The sequence below is a fragment of the Bradyrhizobium sp. AUGA SZCCT0431 genome (assembly GCF_018131065.1).
Classification (GTDB): Bacteria; Pseudomonadota; Alphaproteobacteria; order Rhizobiales; family Xanthobacteraceae; genus Bradyrhizobium.
The window spans coordinates 20,104-40,144 of the sequence record NZ_JAFCLR010000055.1 but is presented as its reverse complement, the minus strand read 5'-3'; the positions used below and the strand labels follow the sequence as shown (position 1 = coordinate 40,144).

The 20,041-nt window shown below is 62.2% G+C and carries 19 protein-coding genes; 3 read left to right on the top strand and 16 right to left on the bottom strand.

All coding sequences use genetic code 11. The features are described from left to right. Window positions 1-28 precede the first annotated feature (28 nt). Together JQ567_RS34440 and JQ567_RS34435 are read right to left on the bottom strand one after the other, a co-directional pair. Entirely contained in the window at window positions 29-997 is a 969-nt protein-coding gene (locus JQ567_RS34440) for a zinc-binding dehydrogenase (protein WP_212442940.1), read from the bottom strand. Window positions 998-1,163: 166 nt separating this feature from the next. Next, window positions 1,164-2,159 (bottom strand): nitronate monooxygenase family protein, encoded by a 996-nt coding sequence (locus JQ567_RS34435; RefSeq protein ID WP_212442939.1) that lies wholly within the window; start codon window positions 2,157-2,159, stop codon window positions 1,164-1,166. Window positions 2,160-2,478: 319 nt separating this feature from the next. On the opposite strand from JQ567_RS34435, the gene JQ567_RS34430 reads away from it, so the two are divergent. After that, window positions 2,479-2,697: a hypothetical protein gene (locus JQ567_RS34430; RefSeq protein ID WP_212442938.1), complete on the top strand. Its 219-nt coding sequence runs from the start codon at window positions 2,479-2,481 to the stop codon at window positions 2,695-2,697. Between the two features lie 209 nt (window positions 2,698-2,906). On the opposite strand, the gene JQ567_RS34425 is transcribed toward JQ567_RS34430, so the two are convergent. Further along, window positions 2,907-4,109 carry an MFS transporter gene (locus JQ567_RS34425; protein WP_212442937.1) on the bottom strand — a complete coding sequence of 401 codons (1,203 nt, stop codon included), beginning with the start codon at window positions 4,107-4,109 and terminating at the stop codon, window positions 2,907-2,909. Then, window positions 4,106-4,849, bottom strand: a complete 744-nt coding sequence (locus JQ567_RS34420; RefSeq protein WP_212442936.1) for a 3-oxoacyl-ACP reductase family protein — start codon at window positions 4,847-4,849, stop codon at window positions 4,106-4,108. The genes JQ567_RS34425 and JQ567_RS34420 overlap by 4 nt, the downstream gene beginning before the upstream one ends. Before the next feature lie 105 nt (window positions 4,850-4,954). On the opposite strand from JQ567_RS34420, the gene JQ567_RS34415 reads away from it, so the two are divergent. Then, on the top strand, window positions 4,955-5,563 hold the full coding sequence (locus JQ567_RS34415) for a TetR/AcrR family transcriptional regulator (RefSeq protein WP_212442935.1): 609 nt from the start codon (window positions 4,955-4,957) through the stop codon (window positions 5,561-5,563). A 109-nt stretch (window positions 5,564-5,672) separates the two neighbouring features. On the opposite strand, the gene JQ567_RS34410 is transcribed toward JQ567_RS34415, so the two are convergent. From JQ567_RS34410 to JQ567_RS34390, 5 genes are all read right to left on the bottom strand, one after another. Next, entirely contained in the window at window positions 5,673-6,737 is a 1,065-nt protein-coding gene (locus JQ567_RS34410) for a ketopantoate reductase family protein (protein ID WP_212442934.1), read from the bottom strand. Between the two features lie 203 nt (window positions 6,738-6,940). Then, window positions 6,941-7,960 carry a 2-dehydropantoate 2-reductase gene (locus JQ567_RS34405; protein WP_212442933.1) on the bottom strand — a complete coding sequence of 340 codons (1,020 nt, stop codon included), beginning with the start codon at window positions 7,958-7,960 and terminating at the stop codon, window positions 6,941-6,943. Window positions 7,961-8,064: 104 nt separating this feature from the next. Beyond that, the gene (locus JQ567_RS34400) at window positions 8,065-8,493 is read right to left on the bottom strand and encodes a CBS domain-containing protein (RefSeq protein WP_192734339.1); all 429 of its coding nucleotides are present in this window, start codon (window positions 8,491-8,493) and stop codon (window positions 8,065-8,067) included. 203 nt (window positions 8,494-8,696) lie between these two features. Next, window positions 8,697-9,626, bottom strand: coding sequence for a citrulline utilization hydrolase CtlX (gene ctlX / locus JQ567_RS34395; RefSeq protein WP_212442932.1), 930 nt, complete (start codon window positions 9,624-9,626; stop codon window positions 8,697-8,699). Between the two features lies 1 nt (window position 9,627). Further along, window positions 9,628-10,683 carry an ornithine cyclodeaminase gene (locus tag JQ567_RS34390; RefSeq protein ID WP_212442931.1) on the bottom strand — a complete coding sequence of 352 codons (1,056 nt, stop codon included), beginning with the start codon at window positions 10,681-10,683 and terminating at the stop codon, window positions 9,628-9,630. Window positions 10,684-10,824: 141 nt separating this feature from the next. Here JQ567_RS34390 and JQ567_RS34385 point away from each other — a divergent pair, with 141 nt between their 5' ends. Then, a complete protein-coding gene (locus JQ567_RS34385; protein WP_212442930.1) occupies window positions 10,825-11,262 on the top strand; it encodes an Lrp/AsnC family transcriptional regulator in 438 nt (145 codons plus the stop codon). Window positions 11,263-11,384: 122 nt separating this feature from the next. On the opposite strand, the gene oxlT is transcribed toward JQ567_RS34385, so the two are convergent. From oxlT to oxc, 7 genes are all read right to left on the bottom strand, one after another. Continuing rightward, window positions 11,385-12,677, bottom strand: a complete 1,293-nt coding sequence (gene oxlT, locus JQ567_RS34380; RefSeq protein ID WP_212442929.1) for an oxalate/formate MFS antiporter — start codon at window positions 12,675-12,677, stop codon at window positions 11,385-11,387. A 242-nt stretch (window positions 12,678-12,919) separates the two neighbouring features. Next, window positions 12,920-14,422, bottom strand: a complete 1,503-nt coding sequence (locus tag JQ567_RS34375) for a tripartite tricarboxylate transporter permease (protein ID WP_212442928.1) — start codon at window positions 14,420-14,422, stop codon at window positions 12,920-12,922. A 58-nt stretch (window positions 14,423-14,480) separates the two neighbouring features. Beyond that, the gene (locus tag JQ567_RS34370) at window positions 14,481-14,975 is read right to left on the bottom strand and encodes a tripartite tricarboxylate transporter TctB family protein (RefSeq protein WP_212442927.1); all 495 of its coding nucleotides are present in this window, start codon (window positions 14,973-14,975) and stop codon (window positions 14,481-14,483) included. 83 nt (window positions 14,976-15,058) lie between these two features. Next, a complete protein-coding gene (locus tag JQ567_RS34365) occupies window positions 15,059-16,069 on the bottom strand; it encodes a tripartite tricarboxylate transporter substrate binding protein (protein WP_212442926.1) in 1,011 nt (336 codons plus the stop codon). Window positions 16,070-16,600: 531 nt separating this feature from the next. Further along, window positions 16,601-16,738 carry a hypothetical protein gene (locus JQ567_RS34360; RefSeq protein WP_212442925.1) on the bottom strand — a complete coding sequence of 46 codons (138 nt, stop codon included), beginning with the start codon at window positions 16,736-16,738 and terminating at the stop codon, window positions 16,601-16,603. Window positions 16,739-16,944: 206 nt separating this feature from the next. Beyond that, window positions 16,945-18,222, bottom strand: a complete 1,278-nt coding sequence (gene frc, locus JQ567_RS34355) for a formyl-CoA transferase (RefSeq protein ID WP_212442924.1) — start codon at window positions 18,220-18,222, stop codon at window positions 16,945-16,947. A 61-nt stretch (window positions 18,223-18,283) separates the two neighbouring features. Then, a complete protein-coding gene (gene oxc / locus JQ567_RS34350) occupies window positions 18,284-20,017 on the bottom strand; it encodes an oxalyl-CoA decarboxylase (RefSeq protein WP_212205590.1) in 1,734 nt (577 codons plus the stop codon). Window positions 20,018-20,041 lie beyond the last annotated feature (24 nt).

The following is a 20,041-nucleotide window of genomic DNA, read 5'->3' as shown; positions in this document are numbered from 1 at the left end:
GAACGCCTTTGCCCACCCTACAAGCGTCCTACAGCGTCACCACGATCTTCCCCAGATGCTTGTTGGCTTCCATGTGCGCGAACGCCGCGCCGATCTCGGCGAAGGGAAAAACCTTGTCGATCGGCAACTGCAGTTTTCGCGATTCCACCGCCGGCCAGATGTCTTTCCGGACCTCGTCAAAGATCTCGCGGACTTCCTCGATGGTGCGGGTGCGGAAGGTGACGCCGATATAATGGATGCGGCGCGCGGCGTGGAGATCAAAATTGAAATCGGCATGGGTGCCGCCGAGCCGGCCGACATTGACGATGCGACCCTTGACCTTGGTCGCCTTGAGGTTCTGGTTCGCGACCGACCCCGAGACCTGATCGACGATCAGGTCGACGCCTTCGCCACCCGTCGCCTTCAGCACTTCGTCGACCCAGCCAGGATCAGAGGAATCCACCGCGAGGTCGGCGCCGAATTCCTTCAGTCGGCCGCGGCGCATCGCGTCCGTGGAGGAGCCGATCACGAGTTTGGCGCCCTTGTATTTTGCGATCTGCATCGCCATCAGCCCGACGCCGGAGGAGGCGCCCTGGATCAGCACGGTCTGGCCGGCCTGCAGCGCGCCATTGGTCACCACAGCGTTGTGCATGGTGGCGAGCGCGACGGGGAGCGTGGCGGCTTCCTCGAAGTTCATGTTGGAGGGGGCGCGGAACAGCCGGCCGTGATCGGCCAGCGTGTATTCGGCGAAGGCCGCGCCGCCCGAGCCCATGATCTTGTCGCCGATTTTGACGCCCCTGGCGTCCGGCCCGAGCTCGGCGACTTCGCCGGCCCATTCCATGCCGAGCACGGTGCCGACGCCGCCGGCCGCGCCATGCACATGACCCTTGGTCATGCCGAGATCGGCGCGGTTGAGGCCGCAGGCGCTGACCTTGACCAGCACCTGCGTGCCCTTTGGCGAGGGCTTTGCGACGTCGGTGATTTCAGCGCCGTTGGCGCCGTAGACGTAGGCTTTCATGGGCTTCTCTTTTTCTCCCTCTCCCGCACTTGCGGGGGAGGGTTGGGGTGGGGGTGGTGCCGCGAGTGAGACTGCCCGTGTGGAGAGAGTTCCTCCACCCGGATCGCATCTGTCGATGCGATCCGACCTCCCCCGCAAGAGCGGGAGAGGTGAAGCGCAGCCGCGCCTATTCCGCGGCCTGACGCGACGCGCCCGACATCATGCCTTCGAGGCGGCTGCGGATAATGGCCTCCGCATCGCGCATGATCCGCGATACCAGTTCGGCGCAGGTCGGGATATCGTGGATCAGGCCCTGGACCTGGCCGGCCGACCAGATGCCCTCATCGGCATCGCCTGACGCGTAGACCATCTTGCCGCGCGCGCCGGCGACGAGTTCGCGCACATCCTCGAATTTTGCGCCTTCCTTTTCCATCTGCACCACCTTGGTCGAGATCATGTTCTTGGCGACGCGCGAGGTGTTGCGCATGGTGCGGAAGATCAGCTCGGTCTCGCGCTCGTCATTGGCGACGATACGCTCCTTCACCAGCTGGTGGATCGGGCTTTCCTTGGTGCACATGAAGCGCGTGCCCATGTTGATGCCCTCGGCGCCGAGCGCCAGCGCTGCGACCAGGCCGCGGCCGTCACCGAAACCACCGGAGGCGATCATCGGAATCTTGATCTTGTCGGCGGCCGCCGGAATCAGAATGAGGCCCGGGGTATCGTCCTCGCCGGGATGGCCGGCGCATTCGAAGCCGTCGATCGAAAGCGCATCGACGCCCATCCGCTCCGCCGACAGCCCGTGGCGAACGCTGGTGCATTTATGAATGACTTTGATGCCGTACTTCTTGAATTCGGTGACGTGTTCCTGCGGCTTATTGCCGGCGGTTTCCACGATCTTGATGCCGGCCTCGATGATGGCCTGGCGGTATTCCGCGTAAGGCGGCGGCTTGATCGCGGGCAGGATGGTGAGGTTGACGCCGAACGGCTTGTCGGTGAGGTTGCGGCAGCGCGCGATTTCCTTGGTGAGGTCTTCCGGGGTGGGCTGCGTCAGCGCGGTGATCAGGCCGAGTGCGCCGGCATTGGCGACGGCGGCGACGAGCTCGGCCCGCCCCACCCATTGCATCCCGCCCTGGACGATCGGGTGCTCAACGCCAAACATTTCGGTGAACCGCGTCTTGATCATGTCCTGCCCTTTGTTTTCCGGGCGCGGGCCGAGCCACGCGCGTTTTTGTTGGATTTCGAGGGGCAGGATGCCGTCAGCAGGCGCAAAAGTCTACCGGGGGCGGGCGGGGGTGAGGGCATCGCCAGCATGCAAAAGCGCGGCTGTTGTTTCCGCAGAGCGGAACATTCGGACATCATTTCGCTGCGATGATTGGGGCGCCGGCGATGCCAATTTCTGGGTGATCAAAATCACGGTACGTCCGGGAGCGCTGGGGCAAGTTGCGACCACGGGCCGCTTATGCCCGGAACATCAACCACTCTAGCGAACGGATAGGATGATCATGAGCAATTCCCTGAATCAGAACACGGGCGCTGACTGCGAAATCCTCAGCCTCGCGCAACTCGAGACCGTCAGCGGCGGCCGCATCGGCGGCGGCCTCTTCGGCGACAAGGTCGTCATCATCGGCTGCACGACGCAGCCCCCGTTCGGCGGCTATCCCCCGGGAACGGTCACCTGGAATCCCTGGATCGGCCAGCCGTCCCCGACGCCGATTTTCTGATGATTTGATTTTCGTCATGGCCGGGCATAGCCGTCCGTAGGACGGCGTCGCTTCCGCTCGCCTATGCCCGGCCATCCACGTCTTTCTTGATCGCGTGAAGCGAAGACGTGGATGCCCGGCACGAGGCCGGGCATGACGAGTTTCGCGACGAAGCCCGCGATGCGCCTGGCTCGAAAATGCTGGCGATCTTTACGCGCCTGGCTGGAGGCTTAGCTGCCGGCTTGCACCTTTGACGCCGCGCGCCGCAGCTGGTCGATCCGCTGGATGATCACCGCCGAACTAACGGCCAAGGCCGCGAAGGCTGCGGTGCCGACTCCCAACATTCTCAGGCCAGAGGCCTCGATCAGGGCGCCCCCGGTCACGGCGCCGACAGCGATCCCGAGATTGCAGGCCGCGATATTGAGCGACATCGCAAAGGCCGGGGCCTGGTCGGCGGCCGACATCACGCGGACCTGGCAGAGGACGAATCCGGCGGCGTGGCCCGCGCCCCAGAGCGCCAGCAGGGGAAGGAACGACCAGCTGTGGCCGCCGGCCACCGAGATGGCACCCACGGCGAAGGTCACGACCAGGAGCGCCGCCACCGTGCCCTCGGTCGGTCGCCTGTCCGCCACGCGGCCGCCGATGGCATTGCCGATCAAACCAATGGCGCTGAATCCCATCAACAGCACCGCAACCTGCACGCCGCGGTAGCCGGCTTCAATCTCCAGGATCGCGGCCAGATAAGCATAGGATGCGAACATGGCGGCGAACACCGTCGCGGAGAGAACGAGGTGACCGAGGACGAGCGGCGATCGCAGGATCATCGCCTGCTGTCCGACATTGGGCCGGCATGAGGTGGAAACGGTCGGAAGCCCGATCGCCAGCGCGGCGGCGCCGGCCAGCGCCAAGACACCCAGGCCTGCGAAAACAGCTCGCCAATCCGCCGATGTCCCCAGCGCCACCCCGGCGGGAACGGCGAAGACGAGGCCGGCGATAGTGCCGATGTTCACCTGAGCGATCGCTCGACCTTGGCGTTCGGAACTGGCGAGGATTGCGATCACGCCGGCGCCGACGCTCACGAAAACCGGCAGGATTGCTCCTTCGACAATCCGGACTGCCAGCAGGAGCCCGTGACTCGGCACCGCGGCCGCCAAGAGATTGCCAATCCCGAAAATCGTCGCGACCGCCGACAGAGTGCGACGCGGCTGAATACGCGTGGCGGCCAGGGTGAGCAGTGGTCCCAGCAGCGCAGCCGAAAGCGCGAAGGCCGACACCAGTCCGCCCGCGGCGGCCAGACTGATCCTTAGATCACGAGCCATCGACGGCAGAAGGCCGACCACGACGAACTCAATGGCCACGACAATTGCGGTGACCAAGGCCAGCAAGGGAACGGTGCGGCGAAGCGCCTTGTGATCGCTCGCCGCCCGGCTCACGCGTTGGCTCCGCCGTCGACGGTAAACCCGGCGCCGTTGGCGAACCGGCCTTCCTCGCTGGCGAGCCACGCGACAATACCAGCGATGTCCTCCGGCTTGCCGTATTCCGGGATCGGCATCCGGCTTCGCTGGAAATCAGCGCCTTCGCCCGTCGCAGGATTCATGTCGGTATCGGTCGAGCCGGGATGAACCAGGTTCACGGTGATGCCGCGCGGGCCCAAATCGTGAGCGAGGCCACGGGTGAAGCTGAGCAGGGCCGACTTCGACGCCGCATAAAGGGTGATGCCCGGCTGAGGCACCCGCTCGGCGAGATTGCTGCCGATGGTGATGACACGGCCGCCCTTGGACAGATGAGCCGCGGCAGCCTGGGTGGCGAGGATGACGCCGCGGACGTTCACCGCCAGCGTGCGGTCGATATCCTCGAGCGTCCAGGTCTCGATCGGGCCATTTCCTCGCACGATGCCCGCGCTGTTGACCAGGATGTCGAGCCCGCCCAGTTCGGCGGCGGTGCGGTCGACGGCGGATTTCGCCGCCACCGGATCGGCGCTGTCCGCGGCGATGGCGAGGCCCTTTCGGCCTAGCGCCTCGATCCGGGCGACCACGGCCTCGGCTCGATCACGGGACTTCTCGTAGGTGAGGGCGACATCCGCTCCCTCATCGGCCAGGCGCAGGGCGATCGCAGCGCCAATTCCGCGACTGCCGCCTGTGACAAGCGCGCGCTTTCCTTCAAGACGTGACATGGGTTTTTCCATTCTGTGTTGATCGTTACAGAAATGGATACTGTCCCACTGGACGGGCGCTGTCAAATGAATTATATAGTGATCGATACAGAAAAGGATGGCATCATGGCCGACCGTGGCCGGCCTCGGGGTTTTGATCGCCAGAAGGCGCTGGCGCGCGCGATGGAAGTGTTTTGGGCTCGAGGCTACGAGGGGAGTTCGATCTCCGATCTGACCGACGCGATGGGCATTGCGTCACCCAGTCTTTATGCGGCGTTCGGCTCCAAGGAAGCGCTCTTCCAGGAGGCGGTGACGCATTACAAGGCCACCGAGGGTCCGGAAATCCTCGCGGCGATGGACGCCGCCCCCGCAATCCGGGATGCAGTGGAGGCCTATCTCACCACCAGCGCCGTGACCTTCACCCGGCGCGGAAAACCGCGCGGATGCATGGTCGTGCTGTCGGGCCTCACGCCGGCTGCGGCCAATGAAGGGCTCTGTGATGGGCTGCGCAATGACCGCGCCGCCAACATCGATGGTCTGGAAAACCGTTTGAAGCTGGCCGTATCGGCGGGGCAACTGCCGGCCAAGACGGACGCCCGCGCAGTGGCGACCTTCTACGTGACGGTGCAGCAAGGCATGGCCATTCAAGCCCGGGACGGCGCGACCCGCGCAACGCTCATGCGGATCGCCCACGACGCCATGAAGGCATGGCCGGCGCTGACGGGTGTCGCCTAAGCCGACCGAGCGAAGTCGCTTCTTGCATCACAAGAGCGACAACGACATCACGGCGCCTGCCACACCGATAGAAGACAATGGCGCTATTCTCGAACCGCGATGGCGCCGATCAGGCCGAGCCGGATCCGCTCCCCACGATCTTCTCGCTCAGCTTCTGATCGACCACCTGCACCGTGTTGTCGATCTCGGCGTTGGGCGCGTCGAGCTGATGCGAAATCAGCTTGACCAGCAGGTCGACCCGCTCGATGAACGGCGCGCCAGCGGCCACGGCGCGGGCCGCCGATGACGGCTTGAGCAGGCTTTCCGCCGCCTTGGCATATTTCTCGAACGGCACCTGATCTACCGGGTCGGCGCCGAGACGCCGCGCGATACCATCGACATGCTCATAGATCGATCGCGACAGTTTCAGATCGCCATGCACCGCGTCGCGGATCGACTGCGGCTCGTTCGGCGTGATGCAGCGGTAATTGCCGGTCAGCAGCATCGACCATTTGGCCAGCGGGACGAACAGCGAGTCGAACACCTTGAGCTTGACCGGAACGTCCTGGCCATCCAGCTTCACCGCATCGATGTCGGCTTCCAGCTCGCGCAGCAGTTGGTTGTGCTTCTCGTCTTCGAATGCCGCTGCCTTGAAGTTTGTCGGCAGGCCGACATGAAGGATATTCGCCGCCTCTTCCGGCGGGCGGAAGGCTTGCGGATCGGGCGAGCACAGCGACACCAGTCCCGGCTTGAAGCGCTCCCAAACCAGCGCGTTGGTGTAGGCCTCTTCGAGGTCCATGTCCGCCAGCGCCGGGATCCGTTTGAGATAGGGCAGCGGCGGCATGTTCATGATCGACAGGCAAGGCAGCTTCGCCTCGGCGATCTTGATCATCAGAACGCGGATGGTGTGGTTGGTGTATTGCGGCTCCTGCATCGCAAGGCCAACCAGGTCGTAGCGGGACAGGGCGACCTCGGCAGGCGTGACTGCGTCCAGCTTGCCCGGCAGGTCGCGCGAAAAGATCGCCCGGTGCACCTTCTCGTCGCGCAGCTTGATGCGAACCTCGGTGCCCTCGCGGTTGATCAGTTCGGCCGTCTTCTTCCGGCAAACCAGGGTCACGTTGTGACCGGCCATCAGCAGTTTCGTTCCCAGCAATGAACCGTAGGAAGCTCCAAGGATCAGAATGTTACGCGCCATGTTCTCTCTTCCACTACTTGTGCTGGGTTTTTCTTTGACGTTTCGCCCCACGCCTGGCCTTAAGATTTTCCGTCCGCCGCGCTTGGAGGCGGAGAAAACGGAGCAGGCCTTACATCACCTGGGGCAGCTCTTCGGGCGAGGAGCGGCCGTGCTTATCGCAAGTCCATCGGCATTACAATCACACAGCAGCTTCCCCCATTTCGTCATGCGAAGGCCGGCGCATTTGTTTCGGCCGGGCGGACATTGCCGTCATAGAGCCCGGCGATATTGGCGCGCTGGCCGACCAGCGCCAGCACGGCGTCGAGCGCCGGCGTCGGAATTTTGGTCAGCCGTCCCATTTCCTGCACCACCGTGACCAGCGGGTCGATCTCCATCGGGCGGCCGCGTTCGAGATCCTGCAGCATCGAGGTCTTGTGCGCGCCGACTTTCCGGGCGCCTTCGATGCGGCGTTCGACGTCGACGCGGAAATTGACGCCGAAACTCTCCGCGATGGTTTGCGCTTCGATCATGATCGCCTTCGACAGCGCGCGCGTCGCCGGATCGGAGCAGATCACGTCGAGCGTGGCGTGGGTGAGGGCGCTGATCGGGTTGAGACAGACATTGCCCCACAGCTTGAGCCAGATCTCGTCGCGGATCCGGTCCAGCACCGGCGCCTGCATCCCGGCCTTGACGAACGCGTCGGAAAGCCGCTGCACGTCGGAGGTCGCCTCGCCGGAAGGCTCGCCGAGCGGGAAGCGGTCGCCATAGACGTGGCGGATCACGCCGGGCGCCTCGATCTCGGTCGCGGGGTAGACGATGCAGCCGATCGCGCGCTGCGGCGTCAGCTCACGCCACTGCCGGCCGCCGGGATCGATGCTCTCCAGCGTCGAACCCTCATGGACGCCGCCATGCTTGTGGAAATACCAGTAGGGAATGCCGTTGACCGCGGTGACGACGCGCGTATGCGGTCCGAGCAGCGGCTGCATGGCTTCCAGCACGCCGGTGATGGAATGCGCCTTCAGGCAGATGATGACGTAATCCTGCGGCCCGAGTTCGGCCGGATTGTCGGTGCAGCGCGGATGCACCACGCGCTCCTCGTCGCCGATCAAAAGCTTGAGCCCATTGGCGCGCATCGCGGCAAGATGGGCGCCGCGCGCCACCAGGCTGACATCGACGCCGGCGCGCGCAAGCTGCACACCGAGATAGCCGCCGATCGCACCGGCGCCGTAGATACAGATTTTCATGGGGTCTTTCGCAAAAGCCAATGGTTGACAATTCCGGCGTCAAGGGGTGCCGGCGCAAAAGTCGTCTCGGACCGGCGCGTTGCCGCTGAGGCCCAGGACGAATGTCAGGCCGAAATGGCCAGCTGGGCGTTGGCTTCCTCGTCAAACGCGGTCGAGATGTCACGGATGCTGACGACCCCGATCAGGCTGTAATTCTCGAGCACCGGCACATGGCGGATGTGGTGCCTGTTCATGAGATGGCGAACGTGCTCGAGCGAATCCTGCGAACTGCACGACACCAGCTGCTGCACCGAGATGAATTGCGAAACCTTGAGATTGGCGCCGGCGGCGCCGTACTCGGCGATTGCGCGAACCACGTCGCGCTCGGTGAACATGCCGACGGCCGTATTGCCCTCGGTGCGAACGACATCCTTGACCACCAGCGCGCTGATATTGCTGGAGCGCATCAGTTGCGCGGCGATGGCAACCGTCTCGTTCATGCGAACCGTTGCGACACGGGCGGCTTTCTTGCGCAGGATATCTCCGACTTGCATGGCAACCTCCTTGGAGTGGATTATGCGCAATTCTGGTATACATAATACCATAAGTCAACACGGAAAAAACCAGGCATCGCGCACGCGTCGTGCACAGAAATAGGCAGTATTACTGACATTATCGGAGATTTGGCGAGGGAGGGCGAGAGATCCGGCAGTGACGAAGAGCTGGTCTGAAGCGACCAGGTATACCAGAGGCCAGTCTATCTCGGCGCCAGATGAATTCCTGCAAGCGTGCAGCGGACCGAACCACCGGCTCGTTCGATCGTGGGGATATCGAGTGCGACGGGTTTGGCGCTTTCCGAGATCATGCCGAGCTGATCCTGATTAAGCGAGGCAAGCGCCGTCGTCGAGAGGGCCAGGATTCGACCATCGTTTCCCTGAAGTTCCAGGGCGTTGCCGGCGAATTTTGAAATCTGTTCGTTCGCGAGCGCGATAACGCTGCGGCCGGAACGCTCCAGCCTCGCAACGATCTCCCGCCGTCGTGTGAGGTCAGTCATCATGTCCAGTCCCATCAGGGCGAAGTCGGTCGCGATGCACATCAGGACGTTGGTGTGATAGATCGCGACTCCATTATCGTCCCGCGCATCGAAGACCATCGGCTCGAAATTGAATTGGGTCGAAAAGCGCTCAAGCGCAATCGGATTGGTGCGGTCGGAGCGGACCGCATAGGCCACACGGTCGATATGATCGAGAACCATGGCGCCGGTCCCCTCGAGAAACAGCCCGTCGGGCTCGAGACCCGAATAGTCGATAACCTCCTGCACCCGATAACGGCTCTTCAGCATTTCGATGACGTCGATGCGACGCTCGCGCCTGCGGCTGACAGCCTTCATCGGATAGATCGCCACATGACCGCCGGCGTGGGTGGAGAACCAGTTGTTTGGAAAGACCGCATCCGGTGTGTCGGTGCCGGTGCTGTCGAACAGATGCACGTTCACACCATGGCTGCGAAGCGTATCGGCCGCTTGGGTGATCTCAGCGTAGGCCGTCAAGGAGAGGTCATCCTGCGGGTCCGGGCAGGCCTGGAAGAAATTGTCGGTGGCGGTCTCGGTATTCACCGTGAAGTGGTGCGGCCGAACCATGATCACCGCAGAAGGCGCCTGGACGGAGTACGGAATGTATCTTGCCATCCTAGGCCTGCCCTGCGCGCAGCAACATGCCAAACAGGTCGCGGGGCTCATCGGGATCGGCGATAATGTCGAGGTCCTGGTAAAACCCCGTGCCCCTGAGCTTGTCACGGACATAGCGAAGGGCGGAGAAATCCTCGATTGCGAAGCCGACGCTGTCGAACAGGGTGATCTGGTTTGCATCGCGGCGGCCGGTCGCGTGTCCCGTGATAACCTGCCACAACTCAGTGACGGGGTAATCTGCATCCATCTGCTGGATTTCGCCCTCGATGCGGGTCTGCGGCGGATATTCCACGAAGGTATCGGCGCGCAGCAAGATATCGCGATGCAGTTCGGTCTTGCCCGGGCAGTCGCCGCCGATGGCATTGATGTGAACCCCGGCCGCAACCATGTTGTCCGTCAGGATCGTCGCATACGACTTGTCGGCGGTGCAGGTGGTGATGATCCCCGCACCTTCGACCGCGGATTGCGATGATGTGCAGGCGGTGACAGTCAGGCCCATGCCGGAAAGGTTGCGAACCGTCTTTGCCGTCGCCTGCGGATCGATGTCGTAGAGCCGGATATGATCGATGCCGACCGCGACTTTCATGGCGAGCGCCTGAAACTCGGCTTGCGCGCCATTCCCTATCATCGCCATCGTGCGGGTACCCCTGGGCGCGAGGTGCCGCGCCGCCATGGCCGAGGTGGCTGCGGTCCGTAGCGCCGTCAGCAGCGTCATTTCCGTGAGCAGCACGGGATAGCCGGTCGAGACTTCCGCCAGCAGGCCAAAGGCCGTCACGGTTTGCAGGCCTTGCGCCATGTTCTTCGGGTGGCCATTCACATATTTGAAGCTGTAGATTTCGCCATCGGAGGTCGGCATCAACTCGATCACGCCTTCGCCGGAATGAGATGCAACGCGCGGCGTCTTGTCGAACAACTCCCAGCGACGGAAATCTGCCTCGATGACGTCAGTGAGTTCGCTGAGCAGGGTCTCGATGCCGATGTGATGCACGAGGCGCATCATGTTCGCGACGCTGACGAACGGCACAAACGCTTTTTCCGATGGAAGGGGCGAAGACATTGTCGGGTTCCGATCGCACATGTTTGATGGCGAAGGATAGCGACCGCACATGTTGGCCGAAATATCAGTTTTGTGCTATTTCGGTCATAAAGTTTGGCAATTTGTACAGTCCTATTGCGCGAATTGTACTCTGGAGCAGAGATGGCCGCAGCAAAGTATGCACCGGATAGTCTGGATCGCCGGATCATCGCCCACCTTCGGACCGATGGACGCGCTTCACTGACCAAGCTTTCCGACGCACTGGGGGTCGCGCGCGGCACGGTGCAAAACCGGCTGGATCGCCTGATCGAGACCGGTACGCTGCTCGGCTTCACCGTCCGCGTACGGGAGGATTACGACGTCAATACCATACGTGCCGTGATGATGGTCGAGGTCGTCGGCAAATCGACCACCCAGGTCGTTCGAAAGCTACGCGGCCTGACGGAAATTTCAGCGCTGCACACGACCAACGGCAACTGGGACCTTGTCGCCGATATCCGGGCGGCGAGCCTCGCAGATTTTGACAGGCTTCTTCGCGAGGTGCGGATGATCGATGGCATCGCCAACAGCGAGACCAGTCTTTTGCTGAGCACGGTTTGAGCAGGATGTGGACGCGTTAGCGCGAAGCCACCGTCAGGTATGCAGGTTCAGGAGCCCCACAAAGCGAAAGCGCGCCCATCCCGGGGGATGAGCGCGCTTGTCGTCGGGTCGGGTAGTGCAGGTTAGGTGGACGCCTTTGCGTTCGCGACCACCACCTTGCGCCACGGCTTGAGCACGAAGATCGCCAGCAGCGAGGCGAGGATGTTGGCGCCCGCCGCGATAATGAACACGCTGTCCCAGGTGCCGGAAGACTGCTGCATGTAGTTCGCGATCGGCACCAGCAAGGCTGCCGTGCCCTTCGCCGTATAGAGCAGGCCGGCATTGGTGGTCGCGAATTTGGCGCCGAACGTGTCCGTGCAGGTCGAGGGGAACAGCGAGTAGATCTCGCCCCAGGCAAAGAACACGAAGCCCGACAGCAGCACGAACCAGATCGGATCGTGGCCCCACATGTACAGCGCCCAGATGCCGACGCCTTCCATGCCGAAGGCGATGAACATGGTGTTCTCGCGGCCGATCATGTCGGAGATCCAGCCGAAGAACGGCCGGGTCAGACCGTTGAGGACACGGTCGATGGTCGCGGCGAATGTCACCGCGGTCATCGTTACCGCCATCAGCGTCACCGGCACGCTGTCGACCTTCCAGTCGACGGCGATCGGCTTGAGGTTGGCGGTGACCATCAATCCGCCGGCGCCCACGATCACGAACATGAAATACATCAGCCAGAAGATCGGCTGGCGGATCACCTCGGTCGGCGCATAGTTGCGGCGGCTCTGGATCACGTTGGCGTTCTGGATCACGGCCGGGACCTGTCCCGCCTTTGGCGCGAACATCAGGAAGGCAAGCAGCACGATGATGATGCCTTGTCCGAGACCGAAATAGAGGAAGGTGGTCTGGAAGCCGGAATCCTTGATCATCGCCTGGATCGGGGCGACCGTCAGCGCGGAGCCCGCACCGAAGCCTGCCGCGGTGATGCCGGCGGCGAGGCCGCGCTTGTCGGGAAACCATTTCAGCGCGTTGCCGACGCAGGTGCCGTAGACGCCACCGGCGCCGATGCCCGCGATGATCATGCCGAGATAGAAGCCGTTGAGTGTTTCTGCCTGCGCGTTGATCGCCCAGCCGACGGCGCAGAGGACGCCGCCGACGAGAACCACGATGCGCGGGCCGTATTTATCGACGAACCAGCCTTCGACCGGCACCAGCCAGGTTTCGAACAAGACGAAGAGCGTGAACGCCCACTGGATCGACGCGCGATCCCAACCGAATTTTTTCTGGATGTCGGGGACGAAGAATGTCCAGCCGTATTGGTAGTTCGCGATCATCACCATGGCGGCGACGCCGATCGCCAATTGCGTCCAGCGGTAGGTATCGCTGACGCGGGCTACTGCAGGGGCCGCTCCTTGAACTGTGTCCGTCATCTTCCCTCCTATGTGCGCTGTTCTATCGCCCGACAGCTCTAAGGAAGGAGTTTGGTATATGATATGCCAGTAGACAAGAGAAATCTTGACTAGATGTCGCAGGCTAATTGATTTTTTCGTGGATGTCTCTTTTTCGATCCTTTTAGAAAATGCTGCAGATAAAAAGACTTAGCCGCCGGATCGCTTTACGATCCGGCGGCTTTACAAGGTCGAAAAATTTTTGTGTCTGGTATTTTTAGCCGTCAGGCGACCGAATGGGGACGCAAGCGGCTATAGCCTTCCTGGATGGCGGACCAGAACAGCGCGATCAGTCCAAGCACCATGATCGTGCCGACCAGCGAGTTCGAGAAGAATACGCCGAGCGAGCCTTGCGACCCGAGCAGCGATTGCCGGAACGACTCCTCCGCCTTGTCGCCGAGCACGATGGCCAGCACCAGCGGGGCGAGGGGGTAGTTGCACTTCTTCAGGAGATAACCGACCACGCCGAATACCAGCATCAGTATCACGTCGAAGGTCGAGCTGTGGACCGAATAGGCGCCGATCGCGCAGAGCACCAGAATGAGCGGCGCGATGATGCTGAACGGCACGCGCAGGATGGCCGCGAAAATCGGCACGCAGGTCAGCACGACGATCAGGCCGACGAGATTGCCGAGATACATCGAGGCGATCAGGCCCCAGACGAACTCCTTCTGCTCGACGAACAGCATCGGGCCGGGCTGCAGGCCCCAGATCAGCAGGCCGCCGAGCAGCACGGCCGCGGTCGGTGATCCCGGCACGCCGAGTGACAGCATCGGCAGCAACGCCGCGGTACCGGCCGCATGCGCCGCGGTCTCCGGCGCGATCACGCCCTCGACTTCGCCCTTGCCGAAATTATGGCCGTGCTTGGAGACCCGCTTGGCGATGCCGTAACTCATGAACGACGCCGGCGTGGCGCCTGCGGGCGTGATGCCCATCCAGCAGCCGATCAGGCAGGAGCGCAGCGACGTCACCCAGTACTTCGGCATTTCCTTCCAGGTCTGCAGGACGACGCGCAGGTCGATCTTCGCCTTGCCGCCACGGAAGGCCAAACCCTCTTCCATGGTCAGCAGGATCTCGCCGATGCCGAACAGGCCGATGACGGCGATCAGGAAGTCGAAGCCGTTGAGCAGTTCAGTCGACCCGAACGTCAGCCGCAATTGTCCGGTGATGGAATCGAGGCCGACGGCCGCCAACGCAAAGCCGATCATCATCGCGGCGATGGTCTTGAACGGCGGCTCCTTGCTCAAGCCGACGAAACTGCAGAACGCCAGGAAATAGACCGCAAATTTTTCCGCAGGGCCGAACCGCAGCGCGAAGCTTGCGACCAGCGGCGCGACCAGCGTGATCATGATGACGGCGAACAGCGCGCCGACGAACGAGGAGGTGAAGGCGGCGGTCAGCGCTTCGCCGGCCTTGCCCCGCTGCGCCATCGGATAGCCGTCGAACGTGGTCGCCACCGACCAGGGTTCACCGGGTATGTTGAACAGGATGGATGTAATGGCGCCGCCGAACAACGCGCCCCAGTAGATGCAGGACAGCATGATGATGGCCGATGTCGGCGGCATGCTGAAGGTCAGCGGCAACAGGATGGCGACGCCGTTGGCGCCGCCCAATCCCGGAAGCACGCCGATGATGACGCCGAGCACGATGCCCAGGACCATCACCATGATGTTGAATGGCTGCAGGGCGACCGCAAAGCCGTGAAAAAGATTGACGAGTTCTTCCATGCTTCAAGTCCTGCAAGCGTTGAGCTAACGATGTGACCATTCCAACGACACGAGAATTCTAGAGCCCGAGCCATTCCTCGATCGGTCCCTTGGGAAGCGGGACCAGAAACCAGCGTTCGAAAATGAAGTAGGTGACGATCGGCATGCCAAGCGCCACGCCAATGACCACCAGCCATCGGTATTTGCCGAGCCATCGCATGAACCAGCCGATGAAGATGATGGAGGCGAGATAGAGGCCCGTGAACGGCATCACGCTGACATAGATCGCGGTCGGTATGACGACGCTCAGGACCTGGCGCAACTGCCCCCACTCCGCGAACAGCCCGTCGTCCCCGTCACGCAGCCCGTTCCAGAGATTGATCGCGCTGGAGGCGATAATGAAGATCCCGATGTAGAACGGGAAGAAACCGGCACGCGGTCCCTCCGCGCCCCAATTGATTCCGGCCTTCAGGCTGCCGTAGACGACGATCGCGCCGAACAACGCGATCAGCAGCGTAACGCCGGCTTCCACGGCCTTGTGGGTCGGGCCGGCGTGCGGGCTATTCGTAGTCATTCAAACTCCATCCGGAATCACGGTTCTGGGTTCGCAGCGCTTCATGCGCTGCGCATTCGCCGGTATACGCGACGTGACTGAGGTCAGTTTCCGGGGGTAGCGAGGAAACCGGCCTCTTTCATCAGGGTTTCGTGACGCTTATCTTCCGTCTCGACCCATTTGGCGTATTCAGCCCCGGTCAGGAAGGTGGTGTTGAAGGCGCCGCTCTTCATGAAGTCCTGCCAATCGGGCGTGGCCCGCACCTTCTTGAACAGCTCGATGTAATACTCGACCTGATCCTTGGTGGCCTTGGGCGACATGAAGATGCCGCGCAGCATCAGATATTCGATGTCGAGGCCCTGCGACTTGCAGGTCGGAATATCCTTCCAGCCTTTGCCGTCCGCGATGACTTCGTCATAGGCCATCTGCTTGCCGTCGAACACGCAGAGCGGACGAAGTTTGCCGCCGCGCCATTGCGCCACCGCCTCGATCGGATTGTTGACCGTTGAATCGACGTGGTTGCCGACCAACTGGACCGCGACCTCTCCGCCGCCCTTGTAGGGAATGTAGGTGAATTTGGCGCCGATTGCCTTCTCGACGGCGACGGTGATGATCTGGTCTTCCTGCTTCGATCCGGTGCCGCCCATCTTCATGCTGCCGGCAGGCGCCTGCTTCACGGCATCGACGTAGTCCTTGACGGTGTTGTAGGGCTTCTCGGCATTGACCCAGAGCACGAACTCGTCGAGCGCCAGCATCGCGACCGGCGTCATGTCCTTCCAGCTGAAGGGAATGCCGGTTGCAAGCGGTGTCGTGAACAGGTTGGACAGGGTGATGATGATCTTGTGGGGATTGTTTCCCGAGCCCTTGACGTCGAGAAAGCCTTCGCCGCCGGCGCCACCGGCCTTGTTGATGACGACCATCGGCTGCTTCATTAAACTATGTTTGGTAACGATGCCTTGGATCGTGCGAGCCATCAGGTCCGCGCCGCCGCCGGTGCCGGCGGGTACGATGAATTCGACCGGGCGAACCGGCTCCCACGCGGCGGAGGCGGCCATATTGCCCGCGCCGAAGATGGCAATCGCAGCTAACGCGGTATGCAAGACAGAATGCTTCATTTGACGTACTCCCCGTAAAATTTAAACGCGCCGTTCTTTGCCGGCTTTGTCTTTAACTCAACTCTTAACTCAACACTTCTGATCCAGCCGGATTTCCCCACTTGTCCAATTATCTCATGAGGTTTGGTCAGATGGCATTGCAGGTCAGGGTTGCAGACCTTTGTGAACTGTAAGCCTGACCGCTCGGCGCAGCATCCGCGTCTTTCGGATAAGTCTGAACTGCGAACCGCGGCACCGCCTGCGAATGCCGCCGCCTAGGCGCCGAAGAGCCTGCCGCCATCCTCCTGATCGCCTCCGTTCGTTGTCGGGCCGGAACGCTTGGAAGACATATTGGTATGCGATATGCCAATACTGCAAACGAATAATGATGCCAGAACATAGCTCAGGCTAATTTGTCGCAGTTGGCGTCTGACCCGGAGTGCTTAAGGCTGCGCCAAAAAAAGAGGCCCCGGAAAACCGGGGCCTTTAGTCTGGGAGGAAACCTGAAGTGGTCGAGCCGGAAAACGCAGTCCGTACTGCGCCTTAGTGGGCTCAGAGACCGAAACGGGGGAGGTCGCCGTTGCGAATGGCGATGCGGGAGCTCGCAATCAGCAGGCGGTCGATGGAAGCCATCAGGCGGCCGAAGAAAGTGCTGGAGGGTACGAGGCCGAGGGAGGCGGTCTTGGACATTTGGTCCCCTTTTCTGAGTCGCGGAGTGGCTCCGCTTCGTGATCTCCCGTGAATTTATGTATACCAGATGCCAGAAACAACGCATTTGTTTGCATAGCAGCAATTAATCTTCTGCATCGCAGCATAAATGACTGTATTGGGTTCCGACCAACGAAAAGGCCGCCGGAAACCGGCGGCCTTTGGCAGAATTCGGGAGATGAGGCGGTTTATTCGGCCGCCTGCTTGCGCGGCGGATCGAGCGCGCCGGAGTCGTGGATCTCGGCCACCTGGTGATCGGAGAAGCCGAGCACCTGGCGCAGGATCTCGTCGGTGTGCTCGCCGAGCAGCGGCGAGCGCGTGACCTCGCTCGGTGAGTCCGACATCTTGATCGGGTTGCCCACCGAAAAATACTTGCCGCGGGTCGGGTGATCGACCTCGACCACGGTGCCGGTTGCGCGCAGCGACTGGTCCTCGATGATCTCCTTCATCGACAGGATCGGGCCGCAGGGGATGTCGTCCTTGTTCAGGATCTCCATCGCCTCGAACTTGGTCTTGGTCATGGTCCACTGTTCGATGCGCGCGAAGATTTCGTTGAGGCGCGACAGCCGGGCAGGCGGCTTGGCGTAATCGGCGTGGGTCTTCCAGCCGGGCTCGCCGATCACGTCGCAAATCTTCTCCCACACCGGCGCCTGGGTGATGAAATAGATGTAGGCGTTGGGATCGGTCTCCCAGCCCTTGCACTTGAGGATGCGGCCGGGCTGGCCGCCGCCGGAATCATTGCCGGCGCGCGGCACCGCGTCGCCGAACGGAATGCCTTCGCCGAACTGGCTGTATTCCTTCAGCGGGCCATGGGCGAGGCGCTGCTGGTCGCGCAGTTTGACGCGCGCCAGATTCAACACACCATCCTGCATTGCGGCGGTGACCTTCTGGCCCTGGCCGGTGACGGTGCGCTGATAGAGCGCGGCGACGATGCCGAGCGCCAGATGCAGGCCGGTGCCGCTGTCGCCAATCTGCGCGCCGGTGACCAGCGGCAAGCCGTCGCGGAAGCCGGTGGTCGACGCCGCGCCGCCGGTGCACTGGGCTACGTTCTCATACACCTTGCAATCTTCGTAAGGTCCGGGGCCAAAGCCCTTGATCGAGGCCACGATCATCTTCGGGTTGATGGCGTGGATCTTCTCCCAGGGAAAGCCCATGCGATCGAGCACGCCGGGGCCGAAATTCTCCACCAGCACGTCGCAATTCTTGATCAGTGCTGTCAGGACTTCCTTGCCCTTCGGGTTCTTGGTGTCGAGCGTGATCGAACGCTTGTTATGGTTCAGCATGGTGAAATACAGGCTGTCCACATTGGGAATGTCCTGCAGCTGGCCGCGCGTGATGTCGCCGACGCCGGGACGCTCGACCTTGATCACGTCGGCGCCGAACCAGGCCAGCAACTGCGTGCAGGTCGGTCCCGACTGAACGTGGGTGAAATCGAGAATGCGAACGCCCTCGAGCGCCTTTGTCATATTCTTTGCTCCGTACTCTGTATGCCCTGCAACGCGCAGGATGGATTGGGTGGAAATCGGATTATTTCTTCTTCAGCACGCTTTGCGGATTGAGGTTGCCGATGCGGCCGCTCTCGGAGCCGGCCGCGGGATCAATCACCGCGTTGATCAGCGTCGGCTTGCCGGAATCCATCGCGGCGTTGACCGCGCGCTTCAGTTCATCCGGCGAGGTGGCGTGGACGCCGACGCCGCCGAACGCTTCCATCATCTTGTCGTAGCGCGAGCCCTTGACGAACACCGTGGGCGCCGGATCCGAACCAACCGAGTTCACGTCGGTGCCGCGATAGATGCCGTCATTGTTGAAGATCACGATGCAGACCGGCAGGTTGTAGCGGCAGATGGTCTCGACCTCCATGCCGGAGAAACCGAACGCCGAGTCGCCTTCGACCGCGAGCACCGGCTTGCCGGTTTCGATCGCGGCGGCGATGCAATAGCCCATGCCGATGCCCATCACGCCCCAGGTGCCGACGTCGATCCGCTTGCGCGGCTGGTACATGTCGATGACGCCTCGGGCGAGATCGAGCGTGTTGGCGCCTTCGTTGACGAGGATGGCGTCGGGCCGTTCCTTGATGATGGTTCTGAGCACGCCGAGCGCGCCGTGATAATCCATCGGCGAATTGTTGTTCATCAGCCGCGGCGCCATCTTGGCGACGTTCTCTTCGCGCTTTTTGGTCACCGCGCCGGTCCAGTCGGAAGGCGCCGCCGCCCAGTTCGCGCCCATGCCTTCGAGCAGCGCCGAGACGCAGGAGCCGATGTCGCCGACCACGGGAGCGACGATCTCGACGTTGGAATCCATTTCCTTCGGCTCGATGTCGATCTGGATGAACTTCTTCGGCGCTTCGCCCCAGGACTTGCCCTTGCCGTGCGACAACAGCCAGTTGAGACGTGCACCGATCAGCATCACGACGTCGGCGTCTTTCAGAACGGTCGAGCGCGCCGCACCCGCGCACTGCGGATGGGTGTCGGGCAACAGTCCCTTGGCCATGCTCATGGGCAGGAACGGAATGCCGCTCTTCTCGACGAAGCTCTTGATCTCATCATCGGCTTGCGCGTAGGCCGCACCCTTGCCGAGGATGATCAGCGGACGCTTTGCGCCCTTGAGCACGTCGAGCGCGCGTTTCACCGCTGACGGGGCGGGGATCTGCGCCGGAGCGGCGTCGATCACCTTCACCAGCGACTTCTGTCCGGCCTCGGCATCCATCACCTGACCGAACAGTTTCGCGGGCAGATCGAGATAGACACCGCCCGGACGGCCCGAGACCGCGGCGCGGATCGCACGTGCCAGGCCAATGCCGATGTCCTGCGCATGCAACACGCGGAACGCCGCCTTGCACAGCGGCTTTGCGATCGCGAGCTGATCCATCTCTTCATAGTCGCCCTGCTGCAGGTCGACGATCTCGCGCTCGGACGAACCGGATATCAGGATCATCGGGAAGCAGTTGGTGGTGGCGTGAGCGAGGGCGGTGAGGCCATTGAGAAAACCGGGCGCCGAAACCGTGAGGCAGACGCCGGGCTTCTTGGTCAGGTAGCCGGCGATCGAGGCCGCGTTGCCGGCATTCTGTTCGTGGCGGAACGAGATCACGCGAATGCCCGCGGCCTGCGCCATGCGGCCGAAATCCGTGATCGGAATGCCGGGCACGCCGTAGATCGTGGTAAGGCCGTTGAGCTTCAGCGCATCGATCATGAGATTAAAGCCGTCGGTGAGCTCGCGCTCGGCTTGATTGGTATCGATGCTCTTGGCTGCGGTTACGGACATTCCACTTTCTCCCTGATCGTGTGT

Excerpts from the sequence above, each read along its gene's own strand:
- JQ567_RS34440 (WP_212442940.1), bottom strand. The coding sequence starts at position 997 with ATGAAAGCCTACGTCTACGGCGCCAACGGCGCTGAAATCACCGACGTC.
- JQ567_RS34435 (WP_212442939.1), bottom strand. The coding sequence starts at position 2,159 with ATGATCAAGACGCGGTTCACCGAAATGTTTGGCGTTGAGCACCCGATC.
- JQ567_RS34430 (WP_212442938.1), top strand. The coding sequence starts at position 2,479 with ATGAGCAATTCCCTGAATCAGAACACGGGCGCTGACTGCGAAATCCTC.
- JQ567_RS34420 (WP_212442936.1), bottom strand. The coding sequence starts at position 4,849 with ATGTCACGTCTTGAAGGAAAGCGCGCGCTTGTCACAGGCGGCAGTCGC.
- JQ567_RS34415 (WP_212442935.1), top strand. The coding sequence starts at position 4,955 with ATGGCCGACCGTGGCCGGCCTCGGGGTTTTGATCGCCAGAAGGCGCTG.
- JQ567_RS34410 (WP_212442934.1), bottom strand. The coding sequence starts at position 6,737 with ATGGCGCGTAACATTCTGATCCTTGGAGCTTCCTACGGTTCATTGCTG.
- JQ567_RS34405 (WP_212442933.1), bottom strand. The coding sequence starts at position 7,960 with ATGAAAATCTGTATCTACGGCGCCGGTGCGATCGGCGGCTATCTCGGT.
- JQ567_RS34400 (WP_192734339.1), bottom strand. The coding sequence starts at position 8,493 with ATGCAAGTCGGAGATATCCTGCGCAAGAAAGCCGCCCGTGTCGCAACG.
- ctlX (WP_212442932.1), bottom strand. The coding sequence starts at position 9,626 with ATGGCAAGATACATTCCGTACTCCGTCCAGGCGCCTTCTGCGGTGATC.
- JQ567_RS34390 (WP_212442931.1), bottom strand. The coding sequence starts at position 10,683 with ATGTCTTCGCCCCTTCCATCGGAAAAAGCGTTTGTGCCGTTCGTCAGC.
- JQ567_RS34385 (WP_212442930.1), top strand. The coding sequence starts at position 10,825 with ATGGCCGCAGCAAAGTATGCACCGGATAGTCTGGATCGCCGGATCATC.
- oxlT (WP_212442929.1), bottom strand. The coding sequence starts at position 12,677 with ATGACGGACACAGTTCAAGGAGCGGCCCCTGCAGTAGCCCGCGTCAGC.
- JQ567_RS34375 (WP_212442928.1), bottom strand. The coding sequence starts at position 14,422 with ATGGAAGAACTCGTCAATCTTTTTCACGGCTTTGCGGTCGCCCTGCAG.
- JQ567_RS34370 (WP_212442927.1), bottom strand. The coding sequence starts at position 14,975 with ATGACTACGAATAGCCCGCACGCCGGCCCGACCCACAAGGCCGTGGAA.
- JQ567_RS34365 (WP_212442926.1), bottom strand. The coding sequence starts at position 16,069 with ATGAAGCATTCTGTCTTGCATACCGCGTTAGCTGCGATTGCCATCTTC.
- JQ567_RS34360 (WP_212442925.1), bottom strand. The coding sequence starts at position 16,738 with ATGTCCAAGACCGCCTCCCTCGGCCTCGTACCCTCCAGCACTTTCTTC.
- frc (WP_212442924.1), bottom strand. The coding sequence starts at position 18,222 with ATGACAAAGGCGCTCGAGGGCGTTCGCATTCTCGATTTCACCCACGTT.
- oxc (WP_212205590.1), bottom strand. The coding sequence starts at position 20,017 with ATGTCCGTAACCGCAGCCAAGAGCATCGATACCAATCAAGCCGAGCGC.